Annotated in this window: 13 protein-coding genes; 3 read left to right on the plus strand and 10 right to left on the minus strand. The window is 62.1% G+C overall.

Annotated features, from left to right (window positions below; all coding sequences use genetic code 11):
- Positions 1–27 precede the first annotated feature (27 nt).
- Together OIS53_RS13780 and OIS53_RS13785 are read right to left on the minus strand one after the other, a co-directional pair.
- Positions 28–762 carry a LytR/AlgR family response regulator transcription factor gene (locus OIS53_RS13780; protein WP_264679155.1) on the minus strand — a complete coding sequence of 245 codons (735 nt, stop codon included), beginning with the start codon at positions 760–762 and terminating at the stop codon, positions 28–30.
- A gap of 293 nt (positions 763–1,055) precedes the next feature.
- Positions 1,056–2,447 (minus strand): FAD-dependent oxidoreductase, encoded by a 1,392-nt coding sequence (locus OIS53_RS13785; RefSeq protein WP_264679156.1) that lies wholly within the window; start codon positions 2,445–2,447, stop codon positions 1,056–1,058.
- Positions 2,448–3,108: 661 nt separating this feature from the next.
- Between OIS53_RS13785 and OIS53_RS13790 the strand changes: the two genes are divergently transcribed.
- Positions 3,109–5,742 (plus strand): TonB-dependent receptor, encoded by a 2,634-nt coding sequence (locus tag OIS53_RS13790; RefSeq protein ID WP_264679157.1) that lies wholly within the window; start codon positions 3,109–3,111, stop codon positions 5,740–5,742.
- Positions 5,743–6,053: 311 nt separating this feature from the next.
- On the plus strand, positions 6,054–8,810 hold the full coding sequence (locus OIS53_RS13795; protein ID WP_264679158.1) for a TonB-dependent receptor: 2,757 nt from the start codon (positions 6,054–6,056) through the stop codon (positions 8,808–8,810).
- Positions 8,811–8,955: 145 nt separating this feature from the next.
- On the opposite strand, the gene OIS53_RS13800 is transcribed toward OIS53_RS13795, so the two are convergent.
- From OIS53_RS13800 to OIS53_RS13820, 5 genes are all read right to left on the minus strand, one after another.
- The gene (locus tag OIS53_RS13800) at positions 8,956–9,552 is read right to left on the minus strand and encodes an alpha-ketoglutarate-dependent dioxygenase AlkB family protein (protein WP_264679159.1); all 597 of its coding nucleotides are present in this window, start codon (positions 9,550–9,552) and stop codon (positions 8,956–8,958) included.
- 15 nt (positions 9,553–9,567) lie between these two features.
- Positions 9,568–10,233 (minus strand): hypothetical protein, encoded by a 666-nt coding sequence (locus tag OIS53_RS13805; protein ID WP_264679160.1) that lies wholly within the window; start codon positions 10,231–10,233, stop codon positions 9,568–9,570.
- A 416-nt stretch (positions 10,234–10,649) separates the two neighbouring features.
- A complete protein-coding gene (gene kynU, locus OIS53_RS13810; protein WP_264679161.1) occupies positions 10,650–11,972 on the minus strand; it encodes a kynureninase in 1,323 nt (440 codons plus the stop codon).
- A 53-nt stretch (positions 11,973–12,025) separates the two neighbouring features.
- Positions 12,026–13,054, minus strand: coding sequence for an amidohydrolase family protein (locus OIS53_RS13815; RefSeq protein ID WP_264679162.1), 1,029 nt, complete (start codon positions 13,052–13,054; stop codon positions 12,026–12,028).
- A gap of 40 nt (positions 13,055–13,094) precedes the next feature.
- Positions 13,095–13,619, minus strand: coding sequence for a 3-hydroxyanthranilate 3,4-dioxygenase (locus tag OIS53_RS13820; RefSeq protein ID WP_264679163.1), 525 nt, complete (start codon positions 13,617–13,619; stop codon positions 13,095–13,097).
- A gap of 257 nt (positions 13,620–13,876) precedes the next feature.
- Between OIS53_RS13820 and OIS53_RS13825 the strand changes: the two genes are divergently transcribed.
- Positions 13,877–14,662 (plus strand): SDR family oxidoreductase, encoded by a 786-nt coding sequence (locus OIS53_RS13825; protein WP_264679164.1) that lies wholly within the window; start codon positions 13,877–13,879, stop codon positions 14,660–14,662.
- A 9-nt stretch (positions 14,663–14,671) separates the two neighbouring features.
- On the opposite strand, the gene OIS53_RS13830 is transcribed toward OIS53_RS13825, so the two are convergent.
- Genes OIS53_RS13830 through OIS53_RS13840 form a run of 3 tightly spaced genes read right to left on the minus strand, consistent with a single transcriptional unit; the run spans position 14,672 to position 18,318 of the window.
- Positions 14,672–16,237, minus strand: coding sequence for a glycosyltransferase family protein (locus OIS53_RS13830; RefSeq protein WP_264679165.1), 1,566 nt, complete (start codon positions 16,235–16,237; stop codon positions 14,672–14,674).
- Positions 16,238–16,276: 39 nt separating this feature from the next.
- Complete coding sequence (locus OIS53_RS13835; RefSeq protein WP_264679166.1) at positions 16,277–16,828, minus strand: hypothetical protein; 552 nt, start codon at positions 16,826–16,828, stop codon at positions 16,277–16,279.
- A 50-nt stretch (positions 16,829–16,878) separates the two neighbouring features.
- Positions 16,879–18,318 (minus strand): ArnT family glycosyltransferase, encoded by a 1,440-nt coding sequence (locus OIS53_RS13840; protein WP_264679167.1) that lies wholly within the window; start codon positions 18,316–18,318, stop codon positions 16,879–16,881.
- Positions 18,319–18,518 lie beyond the last annotated feature (200 nt).

The raw sequence follows: 18,518 nt of genomic DNA on the forward strand, positions 1-18,518 counted from the left end.
CTTGCTTTGGGCCCTTCAACGGGCGGGCTAAATCCGGTTCAGCTTGCGGAAAAAGGCTTCCTGATAGGACTTGCCGATGGGCACGTGGTGGCCGCCGGGCACTACGGCCGCCCCGTCCTCAATGGCCTCGATGCGGCGCATGTTGAGGATGTAGGAGCGGTGCACCCGCACGAAGTGGTCGAAGGGCAAGCGGGCGTCCAGAGCTTTCATGGTGGTGTACACGATGTACTTCTGCTTGTCGGTCACAATCACCACGTAGTCCGACAGAGCTTCAATGTAGGTCACCTCGTCGAAGTTGATGCGCACCATCTTGTTGTTCACCTTCACAAACAGGTCGTTGTCGGGAGGGGTGGCGGGCGAGGTAGCCGGCGTGGCGGGCGTAGCGGCCGGGGCGGCGTGCTGCACCAGCGCGCGTTGCACGGCCCGGCTAAAGCGGGCGTAGTCGAAGGGCTTCACCAGGTAATCAGTCACGCGCAGGTCGAAAGCATCGACGGCGAAGTCCTCGTGGGCAGTAGTCAGGATGACGATGGGCGGCTCGGGCAGCACCCGCAGCAGGTCCAGGCCGTTCAGCTGGGGCATCTGCACGTCCAGAAACAGAATGTCCACCCGGTTGCCGGCCCGGAAGTAGTTCAGGCCCTGCATGGCATCGTCCAGGGACGTTACCAGTTGCAGCGAGTCGGTCAGGGAAATATAGTGCTCCAGCGTCAGGCGGTTGATTTCCTCGTCGTCGATGATAGCACAGGTGAGTAGAGAAGTGGCCATAGAAAAAGGAAAGGAGGGGCGAATATTGGACGAAGCTACGTAGTTGCGGCACCAGCGGACTGCGGCTTTGGGCCTGTTTTCCCTCACACGTTCATCCCCACTACGCTTGCCAGGCGCCCTATCAAATACCGCGCCGACCAGCTCATTCTCACCTGGATACACCCTACGTGCGGCTGCTGCTCGGCCTGCTTCCCGCCTTGGGTGCCGGGCAAGACCATAGCCGAAGCCAGACGCCGTGTTCGGCGCTGCATTATAGCATTATAGTTCGACTTACAGCTACCTGCGCTACAGCACTACAGATGATGGGGCCGCCGGGCCATTTCCTCGGCTATCAGGCGCTGCACCTGGGGGCGGTGGTAGTCGGCCTCGGTGTGGATGTGGGGCATGAGGCGCTGCATCACCCGCTCCTGCTCCTGGCCGTTGGCCCAGGCCTCGGCGTAGGGCGTGTGCGAAAACGTGACCTGCGCGTACAGCGGCAGCCACTTGTCGGGGTACTGGGCCGAGATGAAGCTCTCGATTTTCTTTTGCAGCAGAAACTGCGGGTCGGCCACCCGGTCGCGCATCTCCTCGAAGTTGTACAGGGCCAGGTCGGCCATGGCGTCGGCGTTGGGCTTGCGCTGGCGCTGAAACTCATCAAACACCGCGGGCCAGTCGGCGCCGTGGCGGCCCAGCAGCTCGTGCAGCACCGAGCAGTCCTCGAAGCCGGCGTTCATACCCTGCCCGTAGAAGGGCACAATGGCGTGGGCAGCGTCGCCGAGCAGCAGCACCTCGTCGTGGTAGGTCCACGGGAAGCAGCGGATGGTAACCAGGGAGCTGGTCGGATTCTCGAAAAACTCGGCTTCCAGCTCCGGCATCAGCGGCACGGCATCCGGAAACACCTCCTCAAAAAAGGCCCGCACCTGGGTCGGCGTCTGCAGGGCCGCAAACGAGCGGGGCCCCTCAAACGGAAAGAACAGCGTGCAATTAAACGAGCCGTCGAGGTTGGGCAAGGCAATCATCATGTACTGCCCCCGCGGCCAGATGTGCAGGGCGTTTTTCTCGATGGCCCACTCGCCACCGGGCCCGGCCGCAATGGTCAGCTCCTTGTAGCCGTAGTCGAGGTAGTGCTGGCTGAAGTTGAACCGGTCGGTTTTCTGCAAGGCTCCGCGCACGGCCGAGTAGGCCCCGTCTACCCCAAACAGGCGCCGGTAGGGCCGGGTCGTCGTCTGGCCGGTGTCGGCGTCGAGCATGTCGAGGGTGCGGCGGCGCAGGTCTACGCGCTGGCACTGCTGGTTGAAGCGCAGGCGGATGCGCGGCTCCTGCTCCACCAGGTCCAGCATGCGCCGGTTCAGCCCCGCCCTCGACACCGAGTAGATAGCCTGGCCTTCCTTGCCGTAGGGCTGATACGTGAGTTGGCCGCGCGCATCGTGCATGACGCGGCGGTACATGGCAATGGCCACCTCGTGCACGGGCGCGGCAATGCCCACGCCCGCCAGGGCCCGCCACCCCCGGTCCGACAAAGCCAGGTTGATGGAGCGGCCTTCCACCAGGCCGCCCCGGCGCAGGTCGGGCCGGCGCTCGAACATCTCTACCGGATGGTCGTGCTGGGCCAGGTACAGGGCCAGCAACGACCCCACCAGGCCGCCGCCCACTACGGTAAGCGGCTCAGCAGCGGAAGCAGACGAAGAAGCGGAGGAAAGCGGCATAGCGGGCACCAGAGAAAGCAGAGTAAACGAAAAGGCAGCGAATGTAGCCGATTCTGGCCGCATCGGTTAATCGAGGAAAAAACAAAGTTGGGCGGGCAGGTAGCCCCGGTTGGTCGTGAAATGCTGAATGGCGGTCGGTGTTCTTTGTTACTTTGAACTTTTCAACGATACAATTAGCCTACTATTTCCGCAGCATGCTAGTTCGCCTCCACAGGATACAGGGCACGCCACTCCGGGCATGCTACCGTCATCGGCGGTTGGCCCAGCGCTCTATTCGCCTGTCCAGCAGCGCCTTTGAGTACAATCTGTTACCCAGTAAGACCCGGACGTATCTGCCCAAAGCGGCATCGGCTTCAGCCAGTCAGATAGAATTCATTCCTCAATCTGGCTCTTTGCAAGTTGGTGATTATGTGATAGGTGACGAGAATTGCCCGCTGCTGCACGGCCCGGCTGATCTTCGCTATTAACCTATTGGCAGGCAGTAAGCTAGCCGCCGCCAAAAGTATCTTTATGCTATAGAATAGGAAAAGTTCTATTCGATGAACAGGCCGGAATACTCGGCCGTTGCATATGCCCAGGTTGGTAACGGGCCCGGTAAATGCTAGTTTTGCCGGCCCTTTCGTGAGAAACGCACATTTGTCCCATTTGTAATTTTCCTAGCATGAGCAAACTTTACCGTTTTCTATTACCCTTTTTACTGCTGTTTCTGGCGCAAGCACCGGCTTGGGCTCAGGAACCTGTTTCGGTGGCTGGCACCGTCCAGACCGAGACCGGCGAGCCGGTGCCGGGCGCTACCATAATCGTCCGCGGCTCGTTTATCGCCACCAGCACCAACCGGGAAGGCAAGTTTATCCTGCGGCCCGATTTCAACCAGGGCCCGGTGGTGTTGTCGGTGTCGTTTGTGGGCTACGAAAGCCGCGAGGTAACCCTGACCCAGCCCGACAACGCGGTGCTAGTGCAGCTCAAGCTCGACCTGACCAAAACCAATGAGATGATTGCCTCGGCTTCGCGCGTGGAAGAAAGCATTCTGCAAGCGCCCGTAACCGTGGAAAAGGTAACCTCGCAGCAGGTGCTGCGCCTGCCCCCGCCCGACGTGCAAGTGGGCCTGAACCAGCTGAAGGGCATCGACGTGAACAGCACCAGTATGCTGATGAACTCGCTGAGCACGCGCGGGTTCAACTCGGCCAAGTCGGAGCGCCTGATTCAGCTCACCGACTATTTCGACACTCAGTCGCCCTCGATGAACATCAACCCAGGCAACCTGACCGGCCTGCCTGAGCTGGACATCGAGAGCATTGAAATCATCCACGGGCCGGCCTCGGCCCTGTACGGGGCCAATGCCTTCAACGGCGTGCTGTTGCTGAACTCCAAAGACCCGTTTGTGAGCGAGGGCCTGAGCGTGCGGGTGCGCGGCGGGGAGCGGAGCCTGTTCGACGGGCAGCTACGCTACGCGCAGAAGCTCGGCGAGAAGTTTGCCTTCAAGATAACCGGCGCCTACCTGACGGCCAACGACTGGCTGCCGAGCAACTACAGCGCCACCAGCACCCGCGTGCAGCGCCTCAACAACCCCGAAGGCTCGGGCTTCGGCTACGATGCCGTGAACCGCTACGGCGACCTGGATTTCACCTACGGAGCCACCGGAGGCTTGCTCAGCGGCCGCACGGTGTTTATGCCGGGCTTCGACGAAAAAACGCTGGTGGGCGACGACAACCGGGCTAAGGCCCTGAAGGTGCACCCGTCGATTTCGTACCTGCTGAGCAGCTCGGTAAAGATGACCATTGGTGCCAACTACAACCGCGGCACGGCCAGCTACCAAAGCTCCAGCCGCTACCGGCTCAAGAACTTCGGCACCAACCAGTACCACGGCGAAATCAAAGGGGACCGGTGGTTTCTGCGGGGCCAGTCCATCATCGATGACGGCAGCGGATCGTATGACCTGGGCTTTTTGGGCAGCTTCATCCAGAACTCGCCGGTGCCGGGCCTGGTGGATGGCAGCGGCCGGCCGGTTACCTACGCCCAGCGCTACTTTACCGCCTACGCCCGCGCCTACAACGTGGCCCGCCTGAGCGGCCGCACCGAAGCCGAAGCCCAGGCAGCGGCCCAGGCGGCCGCCAACCCGCTTCAGCTCGACCCCAACAGCGCCGAGTTTGCCGCTCTGCGCAAGCAGATTACGCAGGACGCTACGCCAGGCCGCGGGGCGCGGCTCAACCCTAGCTCCCTGCTGAACGAGGGCACGGCTCAGTATAACTTCAAGCTGGGCCAAACCGCCGACTTGATTGTGGGCGCGGCCTACCGCAAGTTCCGGTTGGGCTCCAACGGCAACCTGTTCTCCGACGACAACGCCCGCATTCAGAACCACGAAATGGGCGGCTATGCCCAGCTGACCAAGAAGTTTCTGAACGAGCGGCTGAAGCTGGCCCTGGCTGGCCGCGTCGACGACTTCAAGAACTTTGACCCGGCTTTCTCACCCCGCGCTTCGGCGGTATACTCGGCCGGCAGCAGCAAGCAGCACAACTTCCGCGCTTCCTATGGCCGCGCTTTCCGCTCGCCCACTCAGCTCGACCAGTATATCCGCCTGGACCTGGGCCGGGTGCTGCTGCTGGGCAACGTGGGCAGCGGCTACCAGGGCTATAGCACCTTGACCCGGCAGGCCATTACGGTGGCGCCGCTGGACCTGGAGCGCGTGAGCACCTACGAAGCCGGCTACAAAGCGGCCATCGGCGACAAGCTGGCCGTGGACGTGAACTACTTCCGCAGCTACTACAACGACTTTATCGGGGCGCAACGCTTCGTGGGCAATGCCGACGGCAGCCGCCCGGCTACTCCGGCGGTCGGCCGCGTGCTGCAAGTGTGGACCAACTCCGACCAGGAAGTGCGGACCCAGGGTGCCGCCGCCGGCGTGACCTACGCCGTAGCGCCGGCCCTGAACCTCTCGGCCAACTATACGCTGAACCTGCTGGACCGCTCCGACGTGACCAACGCTGAGTTTGAAACCTACTTCAACACTCCCAAGCACAAGTTCAACGTGGGTGCTACCGGTGTGGTGCTCAACCACCTCAGCTACGCGCTGAACTACCGCTGGGCGCAGGGTCACGAGTACGGTATGCCGTTCGCCGTGGGTCAGTTGGCTGATTACAGCTCCGTGGATGCGTATCTGGGCTACGGCCTACCCCGGTGGGGCGCGGTACTCCAGGCCGGGGCCTCCAACTTGTTCAATGCCAACAATACGCAGGTATACGGGGCGCCTAACATCGGCCGCCTGGCGTATGTAGGCTTACAGATTGACGTTAGGTAAAATACAATTCAGCTTACCTTAACGGAGCCTTCCCATAAAGGGAAGGCTCCGTTGTTTTGTTGGTATTCTGCAAGACGTACTACTTATGCGGCTACGTATTAGAAGGCTCGCCGGATTGCGTTTACGATAAATTTCTCGGCAGAAGCATTTCATTTTCTCAGGCAGAAGCCTAGATGCTGTTCTATTTTCATTTTGGTCCTATAACGGTACGCATTGATCCGTGTTTATACTTCATTCAGCGAAAAGCCCTATTTTCTACACTTGTTGCCATTAGGTTTGCCACTCTTTTTCGACACACCTATTCGCGCAACATGCAACAACTGTATCCACCCGTGCTGGCGGCGCTGCTGCTGCCTCAGCTGGTAGCAGCCCGCCCGGCAGCTTCAATCGAACCGCTTCCCAGTTCCTACCCTACTGCTACCAATCCTGAAACGCCCGATTTAAATATCAGCGGCCAGGTGCTGACCGATGAAGGACAGCCGCTGCCCGGCGCTACGGTATTCGTGAAGGGCAGCTTTATCGGGACCAGCACCAACCGGGAGGGCAAGTTTTCGCTGGGTACCTCCTTCGACAATGGCCCCGTCACGCTGGTGTTTTCGTACGTGGGCTACGAAACCCGGGAAATCAAGCTCGAAGCACCGGAGTCGATGCTGAACGTGGGCTTGTCGCCGAGCGCGGCCCTGCTCAACGAAACGGTGGTGTCGGCGTCGCGGGTGGAGGAGGCCGTGTTGCGGGCTCCCGTAACCATCGACAAGGTGTCGCAGCGCCAGCTGGAAACCGTCACCAACCCGGAGATTATCAACCGCCTGGGCTACCTGAAGGGCGTCGACGTGAATTCGGCCTCGCTGCTGTTCACCAGCGTGAGCACGCGCGGCTTCAACACGGCCAAGTCGGAGCGCCTGGTGCAGCTCATCGACTACGCCGACATGCAGCTGCCCTCGCTCAACTTCAGCCCCGGCAACCTGGTGGGCATTCCGGAGCTGGACATGGAAAGCGTTGAGATTATTCACGGCCCGGCCTCGGCCCTGTACGGCTCCAACGCCCTGAGCGGGGTGGTGTTGTTTAACTCTCGGGACGCCCACGTGTATGAGGGCCTGACGGCCCGCCTGCGCGGCGGCGAGCGGAACTACCTGGACGGGCAGCTGCGCTACGCCAAAAAGCTTACCGAGAAGTGGGCCTTTAAGGTGAATGGCAGCTACTTCCGGGCCCGCGACTGGGAGCCCAAGAACTACGATGCCGCTACCGGCTCGGCCAACCCGGCTGGCTCGTCGCTGGGCTACAACGCCGTGAACCGCTACGGCGACCTGGAGTACACCTTTACGCCCCAGCAGCAGCTGCCGGGCGGCACCAGCCCCGAGCTGTACGGGCGCACGGCTACCCTGCCGGGCTTCACGGAGGGCGAGTTGATTGCCGACGACAAGCACACCACTTCCTACCGCTTGCAAGGCAGCGTGTCGTACCTGATTAAGCAGGACCTGAAAGCCACCGTGGAAGCCAAGCGCGCGGCCGGCACCTCCACCTACCAGAACTTGTCGCGCATCCGGGCCAAAGGCGTGGGCATTAATCAGTACAAGGCTGAGCTGAAAAGCTCCCGCGGTTTTGTACGCCTGTACTCGACCGAAGACTTCAGCGGCGACTCCTACGACTTGGTCTACCTGGGCAGCTCCCTGCAAGCGTCGCCCACGGCCGAGGGCAGCCCAGTGAGCTACGCTGCCACCTATTTTGCTACCTACAACGCGGCCTACAAGCAGGCCCGTAATGCCGGCGCCAGCCCCGATCAGGCCCTGCAAGCCGCCCAGAACGCGGCCCGCGGCGCCCAGCTTTCGCCCTCCGACCCGCGCTTTACTACCCTGCGCCAGCAGCTCGTCAACAGCACGGACCTGACCCGCGGGGCCAAGGTGAATTTTAATTCGTTTCTGAACGACGCCAGCGCCCAGTACAGCTTCCGCCTGCCCACCGGCACCGACCTGGTGACGGGCGCCGCCTACCGCGAGTACCGCCTGGGCTCCGACGGCCTGCTGTTCTCGGACACGCCGGGCAAGCGCCTGCGCAACTACGAGTACGGCGCCTACGCCCAGCTGACGCACTCCCTGCTCGACAACCGGCTGAGGCTGTCGGCCGCCGGCCGGGTTGATGAGTTCAAGAACTTCAAGCCGGCTTTCTCGCCGCGGGTGTCGGCAGTGGCTACCGTGGGGGCGGAGAAGCAGCACAACTTCCGCATCAGCTACGCCAGCGCCTTCCGCAGCCCGTCGCAGATAGAGCAGTATTCGCAGGTGGAGGGCCTGATTCGGTTGCAGGGCAACCTGGGCAACGGCTACCAGGGCTATACCCTTGTGAATGCCGCCGGGCAGCGCCTGGGCACGCCGGGGGCTCCGCTCAGTTCGTTTGAGTTTAGCGTAGGCCGCCTGGACCTGGAGCGGGCCAATACCTACGAAGTAGGCTACAAAGGCGCTCTGCTCCCGCGCCTGTACCTGGACGTGAACTACTTCAACAGCCGCTATCAGGACTTTATTGGTGGGCAGGCCTTTATCGGCAACATCGACGGCACGCGCCCCACGCTCCAGCAGTTGGCGGCCGGCCAGGCCAACAACTTCCAGGCGGGCCAGTCTACGCGCTTGCTGTATGCGTTCTACAACAACAACCAGACGGTACGCACCCAGGGCGCCGCGGCGGGCCTCACGTACTACGCTCTGAAGAGCCTGAACCTCTCGGCCAACTACTCGCTGAACGTGCTGAACCGCAGCGGCCTGCCGGAGGACTTCCAAACCTTCTTCAACACGCCCAAGCACAAGTATAACGTGGGTGCCGAAGGGCAGATTGGGCAACGTCTGCGCTACAACCTGAACTACCGCTGGGTGCAGGGCCACTTACAGGAAACGTATTTTGCCACCGGCCGCATTGCCGACTACAGCTCCCTGGACGGCTACGTAGGCTACACCCTGCCCAAGCTGAATACCACTTTCCAAGCCGGCGCCACCAACCTGCTGAACAGCAACAACGTGCAGGTGTACGGTGGACCTCAAATCGGCCGCCTGGCGTATGTGGGACTGCTGGTGAACGTGAAGTAAGGCAGCCCAGTACGTAACGCGAAGTTGCCCTTGGCCGGGAGCCAGCACGAAATCGTCGGGTAAGAGGACGAGGACGTGCTGGCGCCCGGCCAAGGGCAACTTCGCGTTACGGGCTACTGAAGCGTGGGCGGGGCCCGCAATGCCGCTATCTCACAATCTGACGAAAAGTAAGATTGAGGCGGGGGCCGACGGGGCGGGCGGTTTTGGGCAGGGCGTGTAGCCAGTGCTGCTGGGTGGGCCCGCGCATAACCAGCAAACTGCCAGCCGTCAGCTCCAGACTGAGGGGTGCGTGCTGAACGAGCTGCGGATGGCGGGGCTTGAGGCGAAACGTGCGCGTGGCGCCCAGCGTGAGCGAGGCAATAACGGGCTCGGGGCCTAGCTCGGGCTCATCGTCGGCGTGCCAGCCCATGCTGTCCTGGCCGGAGCGGTAGAGGTTGAGCAGCACGCTGTTGAAGCGGGTGTTGGTGGCGGCTTCCAGGCGCTGGCGGAGCTGGTGCAGCTCGGGCAGCCACGGCCGAGGCTCCAGGTGCAGACCGGAGTAGCGGTAGGTGGCGCCGGCGTCGCCGTACCAGGCGGTGAGGCGGGGCTGCATCACCTCCCGGCCAAACAGCCGGATAGGCTCCTGCCGCCAAGCCACGGCAGCCGTAAGCGTGGTAAGTAGCTGCGCGGCTGCCGGGGCCGGCACAAACTGCTGGTCCAGCAGCAACTCGGCCTGGGGAAGTGGCACAGCAGTGAAAGGCATACCAAAGGCCGCCGGCTACTGCGTCGGTAGGTTCAGCTCCGCCAGGCGCTGCATCAAAAACGAGCCCAGCAGCATATAAGCGCCGAAGCGCAGCACCGTACAAATCAGGAACGGAATCAGCCAGCCGCGGCTCTGGTAGCGCACCACCCCCACGTAGCGGGGCCAAAACCACAGATTGTACGCCATGATGGCCGGCAGCTCGGCAAACAAGAGCAGCACCATCATACCCGCCCGCAGCAGCGGCCCCACAAACAAGGCCAGCACCACCAGGTAAGCCACAATAAACAGCACCAGCCGCCCGATGGCCCCATTGCGGCCCAAGGTGCGGAAATTGATGGCCAGCAAGGCGCCCCCAGCCAGCATGGAAAAGAAAACGGAGAAGATGGTGATTGTGACCGGCGAATAGAGCACGGGGCCAGCGTCGGCGGCTTCGTCGTCGGAAGCAGCAGTAGCGGCCTGGCGCTGGGCTTCGGCGGCCTGCTGGGCTTGCACCACGGGCAGCAGCTCGGCCCGCACGGCTGCGGCATCAAGGCCTGCTGGCAGCGGCAGGGCTCGGCGCTCCGCTTCGTCGAGGGCGGCTAGTACGGCCTCCTCGCGGTACTCGGCGCGGTTGCGCAGGTATTGCAGCAGCTCGGCGTCGGTTTTGCGGCTCATCTTCGCCGCGTAGTCTTCGGCCATCATATTCAAAACAAACAAATCAGGAAAGGCAAGCTGCCGGAGCAGCTCTTTTACGCATATAAACTATAAGCGGCGGAAAAAGCTTTCCGCAAGTTTGGTTTTAGGATATTGGTGGAGAATGATTTACGGGTTAGTGTCAAACGGCAGAGGCAACGCACCCAGCATCTTGCCTAAAGACCGTCTTGCTTCATCTGGCGTCGACTTGTCGAACCGAAGGTCGTTGCAGGCAAGCATCCCGCGTACTGACGATAGAGGCTAACCGTCATGCTGAGCTTGCCGAAGCATCTCTCCCGCAGTGGTAATCAACTAGGATTGGCAACGAAGCGGGAGAGATGCTTCGACTCCGCTGCGCTGCGCTCAGCATGACCTAAACCGTGTTTTGCTAAATTTCCCAACACGCTCTAACTGGTTGACAAGTTCTATACGTGCGTCACCTTTTTCTCTTTTTCAGTTGCCGGGCGGCTGGTAGCCCAGTTGCGCAGCACTTCCCCCGCCCGAAACACTTCCTCGAAGGTGTTGTAAAGCGGCACCGGCGCCAGCCGGATGACGTTGGGCTCGCGCCAGTCGCCGATGATGCCGGCCGCCATCAGGTGCTCGAACAGGTTGCGTCCGCCCTGGTGCACCAGCAACGAGAGCTGGCAGCCGCGCTGGGCCGGGTCCTGGGGCGTGATGATTTCGAGCCGGGAAGCCGGCAGCCCCAGGCCCCGGATCAGAAACTCCAGGTAGCCGGTCAGCAGCTCGCTTTTACGGCGCAGGGCCGCCATGCCGCCGGCGGCTTCGTGCACGGCCAGGGCGGCCTCGTGTACGGCCAGGGTCAGGATGGCGGCATTGGCCAGCTGCCAGCCCGCGGCCCCGCGCATGGGCCGGAAGCCCTTCTTCATCTGAAACCGCTGCTCTTCGTCGTAGCCCCACCAGCCGGCCAGGCGCAGCAGCTCAGGCTGGTCGGCAAACCGCTCGTGCACGAAGGCCCCGGCCACGCCGCCCGGCCCCGAGTTCAGGTACTTGTAGGAGCACCAGCAGGCAAAGTCCACGTCCCAGTCGTGCAGGTGCAGGGGGATGTTGCCGGCAGCGTGGGCCAGGTCGAAGCCCACCCGCGCGCCCACCGCGTGGCTGGCCTGCGTAATAGCGGCCATGTCGTACACCTGCCCGGTGTAGTAGTTGATGCCGCCCATGAGCACGGTGCACAGCGAGCTGCCCAGCTCCTCGATTTTGACCAGAATGTCTTCGGTGCGCAGGGTATGCTCGCCGGGCCGGGGCGTCAGCTCCACGATGGCGTCGTCGGGGGAAAGGCCGCGCAGGCGCACCTGGCTTTCCAGGGCATACTGGTCGGAAGGGAAGGCGCCGCCTTCCATGAGCACCTTGTAGCGGGTGGGCGTGGGCTGGTAGAAGGAAATCAGCAGCAGGTGCAGGTTGGTGGTCAGGTTGTTCATCACCACCACTTCCACGGGCCGGGCGCCCACGAGGCGGGCCGCGGCGTCCTGCACGCGCTTATGGAAGTGCAGCCAGGGCGTGTCGCCCCGGAAGTGGCCCTCCACGGCCAGCTCCTGCCAGTTCCGGAACTGCTGCTCGGCAGCGGCGCGGGCCGTGCGCGGCTGCAAGCCCAGGGAGTTGCCGCAGAAGTAGATGCACTCGGCGTCCCCGTTGGGCGCGGGCGGAATATGAAACTGCTGGCGAAAGCTGCGCAGCGGGTCCTGCGCATCAAGCTGGCGGGCAAAGTCGAGGGTGGGCTGGTAGGCAGTCATACCAAGCAAAGATAGGCACCGCTCAGCGGGCTTGCGGCATATGATTTGGGGCCTCACCCGCTGGCTCCGCCGCACACCGGATGCCCGGCCGGCAAGCCCAGCCAGTCCAGGGCGTTCTGGCCAAGCATCCGGGCTTTCACATCGTCGGGGTAGGGCATGGAGCGGATGAGGCGGCCAGGCTCCGTTTCGCCCAGCGGAAACGGGTAGTCAGTGCCGAGGGTGATTTTGTCAGCGCCCAGGGTCTGCACCAAGTAGTCGAGCAGGCGCGGGTCGTGCACCAGCGAATCCACCCAAAACCGGCCCAGGTACTCGCGTGGGTGCACGGGGTTGTCGACGGCGCACAGGTCGGGGCGCACCTCGAAGCCGTGCCCGATGCGGCCAATGGTGCTGGCAAACGTGCCGCCGCCGTGGGCCACGGCCACGCGCAGCCGCGGCAGCCGCTCCAGCACGCCCCCGAAGATGAGGGAGCACAACGCCAGGGTGCTTTCGGCGGGCATACCCACCAGCCAGGGCAGCCAGTACTTGGGCATTTTCTGCTGGGCCATCATGTCCCAGGGATGAATGAACACGCAGGCGCCCAGCGCCTCGGCCGCCTGAAACACCGGAAACAGCTCGGGCGCATCGAGATTCCAGTCGTTGACGTGGGAGCCAATCTGCACACCGGCCAGGCCCAGCTCCTGCACGCACCGCTCCAGCTCCCACACGGCCAGGTCGGGGGCTTGCAGGGGCAGAGTGCCCAGGCCCACGAAGCGGGTGGGGTAGCGGCGCACCACATCGGCAATATGGTCGTTGAGCAGGCGGCTCAGGTCCAGGGTATCATGGGGCTTGGCCCAGTAGCTGAACATGACCGGCACCGTGCTGAGCACCTGCACCGGCGCCCCAAACGGCGCCATTTCGCGCAGGCGCACCTCCGGGTCCCAGCAGTTGTCCTGGATTTCGCGGAAAAACCGGTCGTCCTGTAGCATGCGGGCGCAGCAGGGCCGGTGGTGCTCCAGCCGAATGAAGCCCCCGTAGCCGTACCGCTCCCGCAAATCAGGCCACCGCTCGGGCAGGATGTGGGTGTGGATATCAATTTGCAGCACGGAATCGGTGGTCAGCTTGGTAGTGAAATACCGTCTGAGCTTACAGCTTAGCTGGCGCTTCCATGTAGGTGCCGCAGTTGCGGCAGGTCCGCAGCTCGTCGGAGGCCCAGAAGCGGTTCATGATGGGCGGCAGCTGGGCCACGATGTCGGTGATTTCGGCAAACTCTTCGTGGAGCTTGTGGCCGCAGTTTTCGCAGTACCACTGAAAGCCGTCCAGCTCGCCGGGGGTGCGGTACCGCTCCAGCACCAGGCCCACCGAGCCGGCCGGGCGGCGCGGGGAGTGGGGCACGCCGGGCGGCAGCAGAAACATGCTGCCGGCCTTGATTTCAATGTCCACGGGCCGGCCGTCTTCGATGATTTTCACCACGATGTCACCTTCCAGCTGTAGGAATAGCTCCTCGCCTTCGTCTACGTGGTAGTCTTTGCGGGCGTTAGGGCCGCCCACTACCATCACGATAAAGTCTTTATTGTCTTTGAACACCTGCTGGTTGCCCACCGGGGGCTTCAGCAAATGACGGTGTTCATCTATCCACTGCTGAAAGTTGAAAGGACGAGCGACAGGCATGGGGGTGAATGTGAGGAATGTGGGAAATATGAGAAACGTGCAGGAATGTTAAACGAGGGTAGATGTAGTCAATACGGACATCCGGGTTATACGCAAAGAGGCGACACCATAGCAGCAAGGTAAACAGCCGAGTATATTTCTAATAATTGCATGTTGCGCGGACTGGTACTGCCATTATCTGCTTCAGCCCAGCCCGCCGACAATTACGATTCCTCACACTCCCCTCATTCCTCACATTTCCCACATTCACTCACCCTATGGATTTTCTTTCCCAGCGTGCCCTGGTGGGCGGCAGTACGCAAGGCATTGGGCGGGCCGTAGCCGAGGAGCTGGCCCGGCGCGGCGCTACGGTGACGCTGCTGGCCCGCGACGAGGAGCGCCTACGCGCCACGGCTGCCGCCCTGCCCACGCCGGCCGGCCAAGAGCACCGCTTCCTGGTGGCCAATTTTACGCAGCCCGACACACTCCGCCAGCGCCTGCACGAGCACCTCGCGCGCCACCCCGAAGGCTTCGACATTCTGGTAAACAACACCGGCGGCCCGGCTGGTGGGCCTATTCTGGATGCGCCGGCGGAGGCATTTCGGGCGGCGTTTGAGCAGCACCTCATCTGCAACCATCTACTGATGCAGGCCGTGGTGCCGGCCATGCGCCGCCAGGAGTACGGGCGCATTATCAACATTATCAGCACCTCGGTGAAGCAGCCGCTGCCGGGCCTGGGCGTATCCAACACCATTCGGGGGGCGGTGGCCAGCTGGGCCAAGACGCTGGCCAACGAGCTGGGGCCGCTGGGTATTACGGTCAACAACGTGCTGCCCGGCGCCACCGTCACCCAGCGCCACACGTCTCTGATAGCCGCTAAAGCCGCCCAAACCGGCCAGGATGTGCCTGCTATTGAGGCCGCCATGCTGCGTCTGATTCCGGCCGGGCGCTTCGGGCAGGCCCAGGAAGTAGCGGCGGCGGTGGCGTTTCTGGCTTCGGGGGCGGCTTCCTACATCAACGGCATCAACGTGCCCGTGGACGGGGGCCGCACCAGCAGCTTGTAAGGTGGCGGGCTACCAGGGTGCCGGCAGGGTGCGGGGCTGATACACCACGAAATTGGGCGTAGCATAAACGAGCCGAAACGTGCGCAGCAAGTCCGGGTGCGCCGGCCCGAAAACCCGCATGTTGCGCTGGCTCAGGATCAGATAGTGCAGTTTTTTTTGCTGCATCCGGTTAAGCAGCTCCGTTTCAGTCACCGTCGCCAGGTCCGACTTCCAGGTGATGCCGCGCCGGTTGAGGTACACCAATGCCAGGTTGGGCGCATCTTCGCCGAGCACCAGCACCTGCGCCCGCGCCGGCACGCGGGCACGAGCCAGGGCCGCATCGGCATTCACCATCCAGTGGTAGGAATAGTAGTTGCTGAAGTTGCCGTACGGCTCCTGCATCCGCTGGGTGTGGCGGTGCCAGCCAATAGCCAGCAGCACCACCACACCCACGCCGGCTGCCACTCCGCTCCACTGCCATTGCTGCCGGTCCGCTACGTATGCCGCACCGGCCACCACCAGTGTGAGTAGCGGCGCGTACGGGGCCAGCGCATAGTAGTCGTGGTCGATGAACTGCTTACCCATGAGCGCAAAAAACGCCAGCCCACCCACTACTACCGTCATGGCTGCGCCCACCAGCGGGTGATACCGGCGCCAGCCGCCGCGGCGGCTTTTCCAAGCCAGCAACCCTACGGCTGCACCCAGCACCAGGCTGGCTGGCAGACTGAAATATTCGGGCCACCATACCTGCTGAATGCGCGCCCAAATAAAAGCGGCTGTTGCAGGCGAGTCGATGGGGCGGGGCGCGGCCAGAAACAGCGTGGAATTATAGGCGGCGTTCAGGTAACGCGTGTACAGCAGATAGCCGATGATGCAGGCGCCACTACCCAGCGCGCTGGCAGCCAGCGCCAGCCAGTGCCGTGCGCCGTAGCGGAGACGATGCTGTAGCAGGTACAGGCCCAGGCCCACCACAGCGCCGCCCAAGTAGAGCCCGGCCGACAGCTTCACCAGCGTCGCCACCGTGAGTACCAGAATCCCGAGAATCATACCCCGCACACCCGCCGGCTGAGCGCGCACGGCCCGCACTAGCACGTAGATGCCCACCAAGACCAGCGACGCCCCGGCAGCATCGGGCAGGTAGTTACCGGAGTAATACACGAAGGCCGGCGACGACAGCAAAAAAGCTGCGGGCAGTAAAGACAGCGCAAACTTGCCGGTGAGGTCGTATACCAGCCGAAACGCGCAGTAGCAGCCCGCAGCGGCGGTAGCCAGGGTGAGCAGCCGGAAGGCCGGGCTGATACCTTCGCGCCCGAACACGATTCCCAGCAACGAAGCCAGGTAGGAGTACAGCGGAAACTCCACGCCCGTAACACCGTCGGCAGACTGCACGCTAAACGTGCGTGGATGCCACAAGTCAAACCCAAAGTCGTAGAAGCTAAGGGCCAGGGCCAGGCGGTCGGCCTGGGCCCACTCGTGAATGCCGCGCGGCAGCCATCCCAGGTACGGCACATAGAACAGCAACGCCGCCCCTGCCAACAACAGGGCCGCCACGCGGGAGCCACGCGTTACCGTGGCTGCGGTAGAATCAACAGCCATATCCTATCGGGCTGAACCAGCTGCGCGTATCGTCCGATCCTACTCGGCTTCCGTAATAACCAAGTCGTCTAGGTACACGGGCGCGGGCGTGCTTTGGGACCATAGGTAGACACTGAGCCCATGCTCGTAGGCAATGTTGGGGCTGAGCATGATGTGCTCGTTGAGCTGCACCCACTTGCCGTACGTATTGATTTTGTTGCTCAGGCGCAGGCCATCCCACATCACATTTCCTTGGGGGCCACCTACCTGCACCACCAGAATAGCCGTGCTTTCCGCGTTTGGCACCCATACCCAGGCGGTAATATTGATTTTGCGCGGCTTGGTGTCGCTCAGCTGGCCCAGGGGCGCTCCAAAGGTAGCACTGTATTCTACCCCCGGACCGACGGTTAGTGAGTACCGGCCACTGTGCGCTTTTTCTTGCGTAATGGAAGCCGCCTTATCCGAACTCACCCACCCCCATAGACCTTCAAAATCCTGATTTACCCACTGCTTGTTACCGGAGCCTACCGGCGGCACATCGGCGGAACGATGGCAGCTGGCAAACAGGCTCACAGCAACGCAGCAGACTAGAAGGTGAACAAAGCGGCGCATAGCATTCAAAGTAGAAGAGTGGTGCGTATTGGATACCAGATAGCCCGTGGCTACCAGCGGGTAGGTGGTTGCAGGGGCTGCAAGATGGCACAGTCGCCGGACAGCAGCACGAGGCGAAACGAGTTAAGCAAGGCGGGGTTCTGCTGCCGCAGCAGCTCCAGTATCTGGCGGCGCATAACCAGGTACGCTAAGCGGCGCCCTGCCATGGACCGCAGCACCGTCTCGGCCTGTAGCTGAGCCAGCTCTGGCTTCCACACAATACCGCGTCGGTTGAAATACACCAGCGAAAGATTGGGGGCATCTTCGCCCAGCACCAGAATGAATGCCGACGCCGGCACGCCGGCCGCGCGCAGCTTATCTTCGCCGCCCACCAGCCACCGGTACACGTAAGAGTCGCTGTGTGGCTTGTAGGGGTCGGCCATCCGGGCATGATGATGACGAAATCCGGCATACATTGGCCAGGCTACGGCCGCCATCAGCACGGCCGTGGTTAGCCAGCGCCCCCAGCCCCGGTTAAACACCGCCGCCACACACCACGTAGCCGCGCAAACTAGTAGCAGCAGCAGCGGTAGAAGCGGGGCAATGATGTAGTAGTCATGCACGGGTATCTGGCTTCCGAGCAAGATGTACAGACCCAGCACGCCTAACGCGCACAATACCAGCAGCATCCCAACGGGTGAGTAGGCTGGAACCTGCCGCCACCGCAGCACCGCATACAGCAGCAGCACGATTACTCCTCCTTTGAGCAGGACGTAGCCAGCAGGTGTGAAATACTCGAAGGACCAGCACAGCCGCATTTTCTCCCAAATCTGCTCGTGCTCCCGGAACGACTGGATGGGCAGCGCCTTGGCCAGAAACAACCCGGGCCCGTAGGCCTCTTGCAGGTAGTGATGATACAGCACGTAGCCCAGCAACGTCAGTATAATACCGGCAATCAGGCTCAGAAAGGCTATTTTCTGGCGCAGCGTTAGCAGGCTCGGCCAAAAGTAGCTGAGCATCAGGATTACGCTGGAAAACGCAATGAAGTACACTCCGGAAGACAGCTTCACAAGCATGGCCAGCCCCGACAGCAAGGTAGCCGCCACCAGATGCCGGAACTGCCGGTCACGATAGTAGAAGCGCCAGTAGTAGTAGGTAGCCACGGCCAGCAGCGACACGCTGAACGGATCGGGGGTGTAGGTGCCGGAGTAGTAAATAAAAACGGGGGAGGTGAGCAGAAAGGCAACGGGTACCAGCCCGGCCCAGAAGCGCCCGGTGCTCTCAAAAAGCAGTCGAAACAGAAAGTAGAACCCCGTGACCATCATGGCCAGATCAAGGCAGCGAAACGCCACCGTAATGTTGGCGCGGCCCACCACCAGCCCCAGCAAACCAGCCAGGTATGCCTGCAACGGCAGCTCTACGCCCGTCACGCTGTCCACTGTTACCAGCGAAAGTGTGCGGGGATGAAAGAAGTCGAAATTGTAATCGTAGAAGCCTAGGGCTAAAGCCAACCGGTCTGACTGGGCCCAGTCATGAAAGCCATAGGGTAGTTTGGTAAGATATGGTCCATAAAACACCAGTGCCAGCAGTACAAAAAGCGCCAGCGCAATACCCCGGTGGACGCGCCCGGAAAGCGGCAGCCCTACCTTTTCCAACAGAGTCATTCAGATTGAATTATACCCGGCAAAGGTAAAGCTATTTGCTAATCTGC

This window comes from Hymenobacter sp. YIM 151500-1, assembly GCF_025979885.1.
Taxonomy (GTDB): domain Bacteria; phylum Bacteroidota; class Bacteroidia; order Cytophagales; family Hymenobacteraceae; genus Hymenobacter.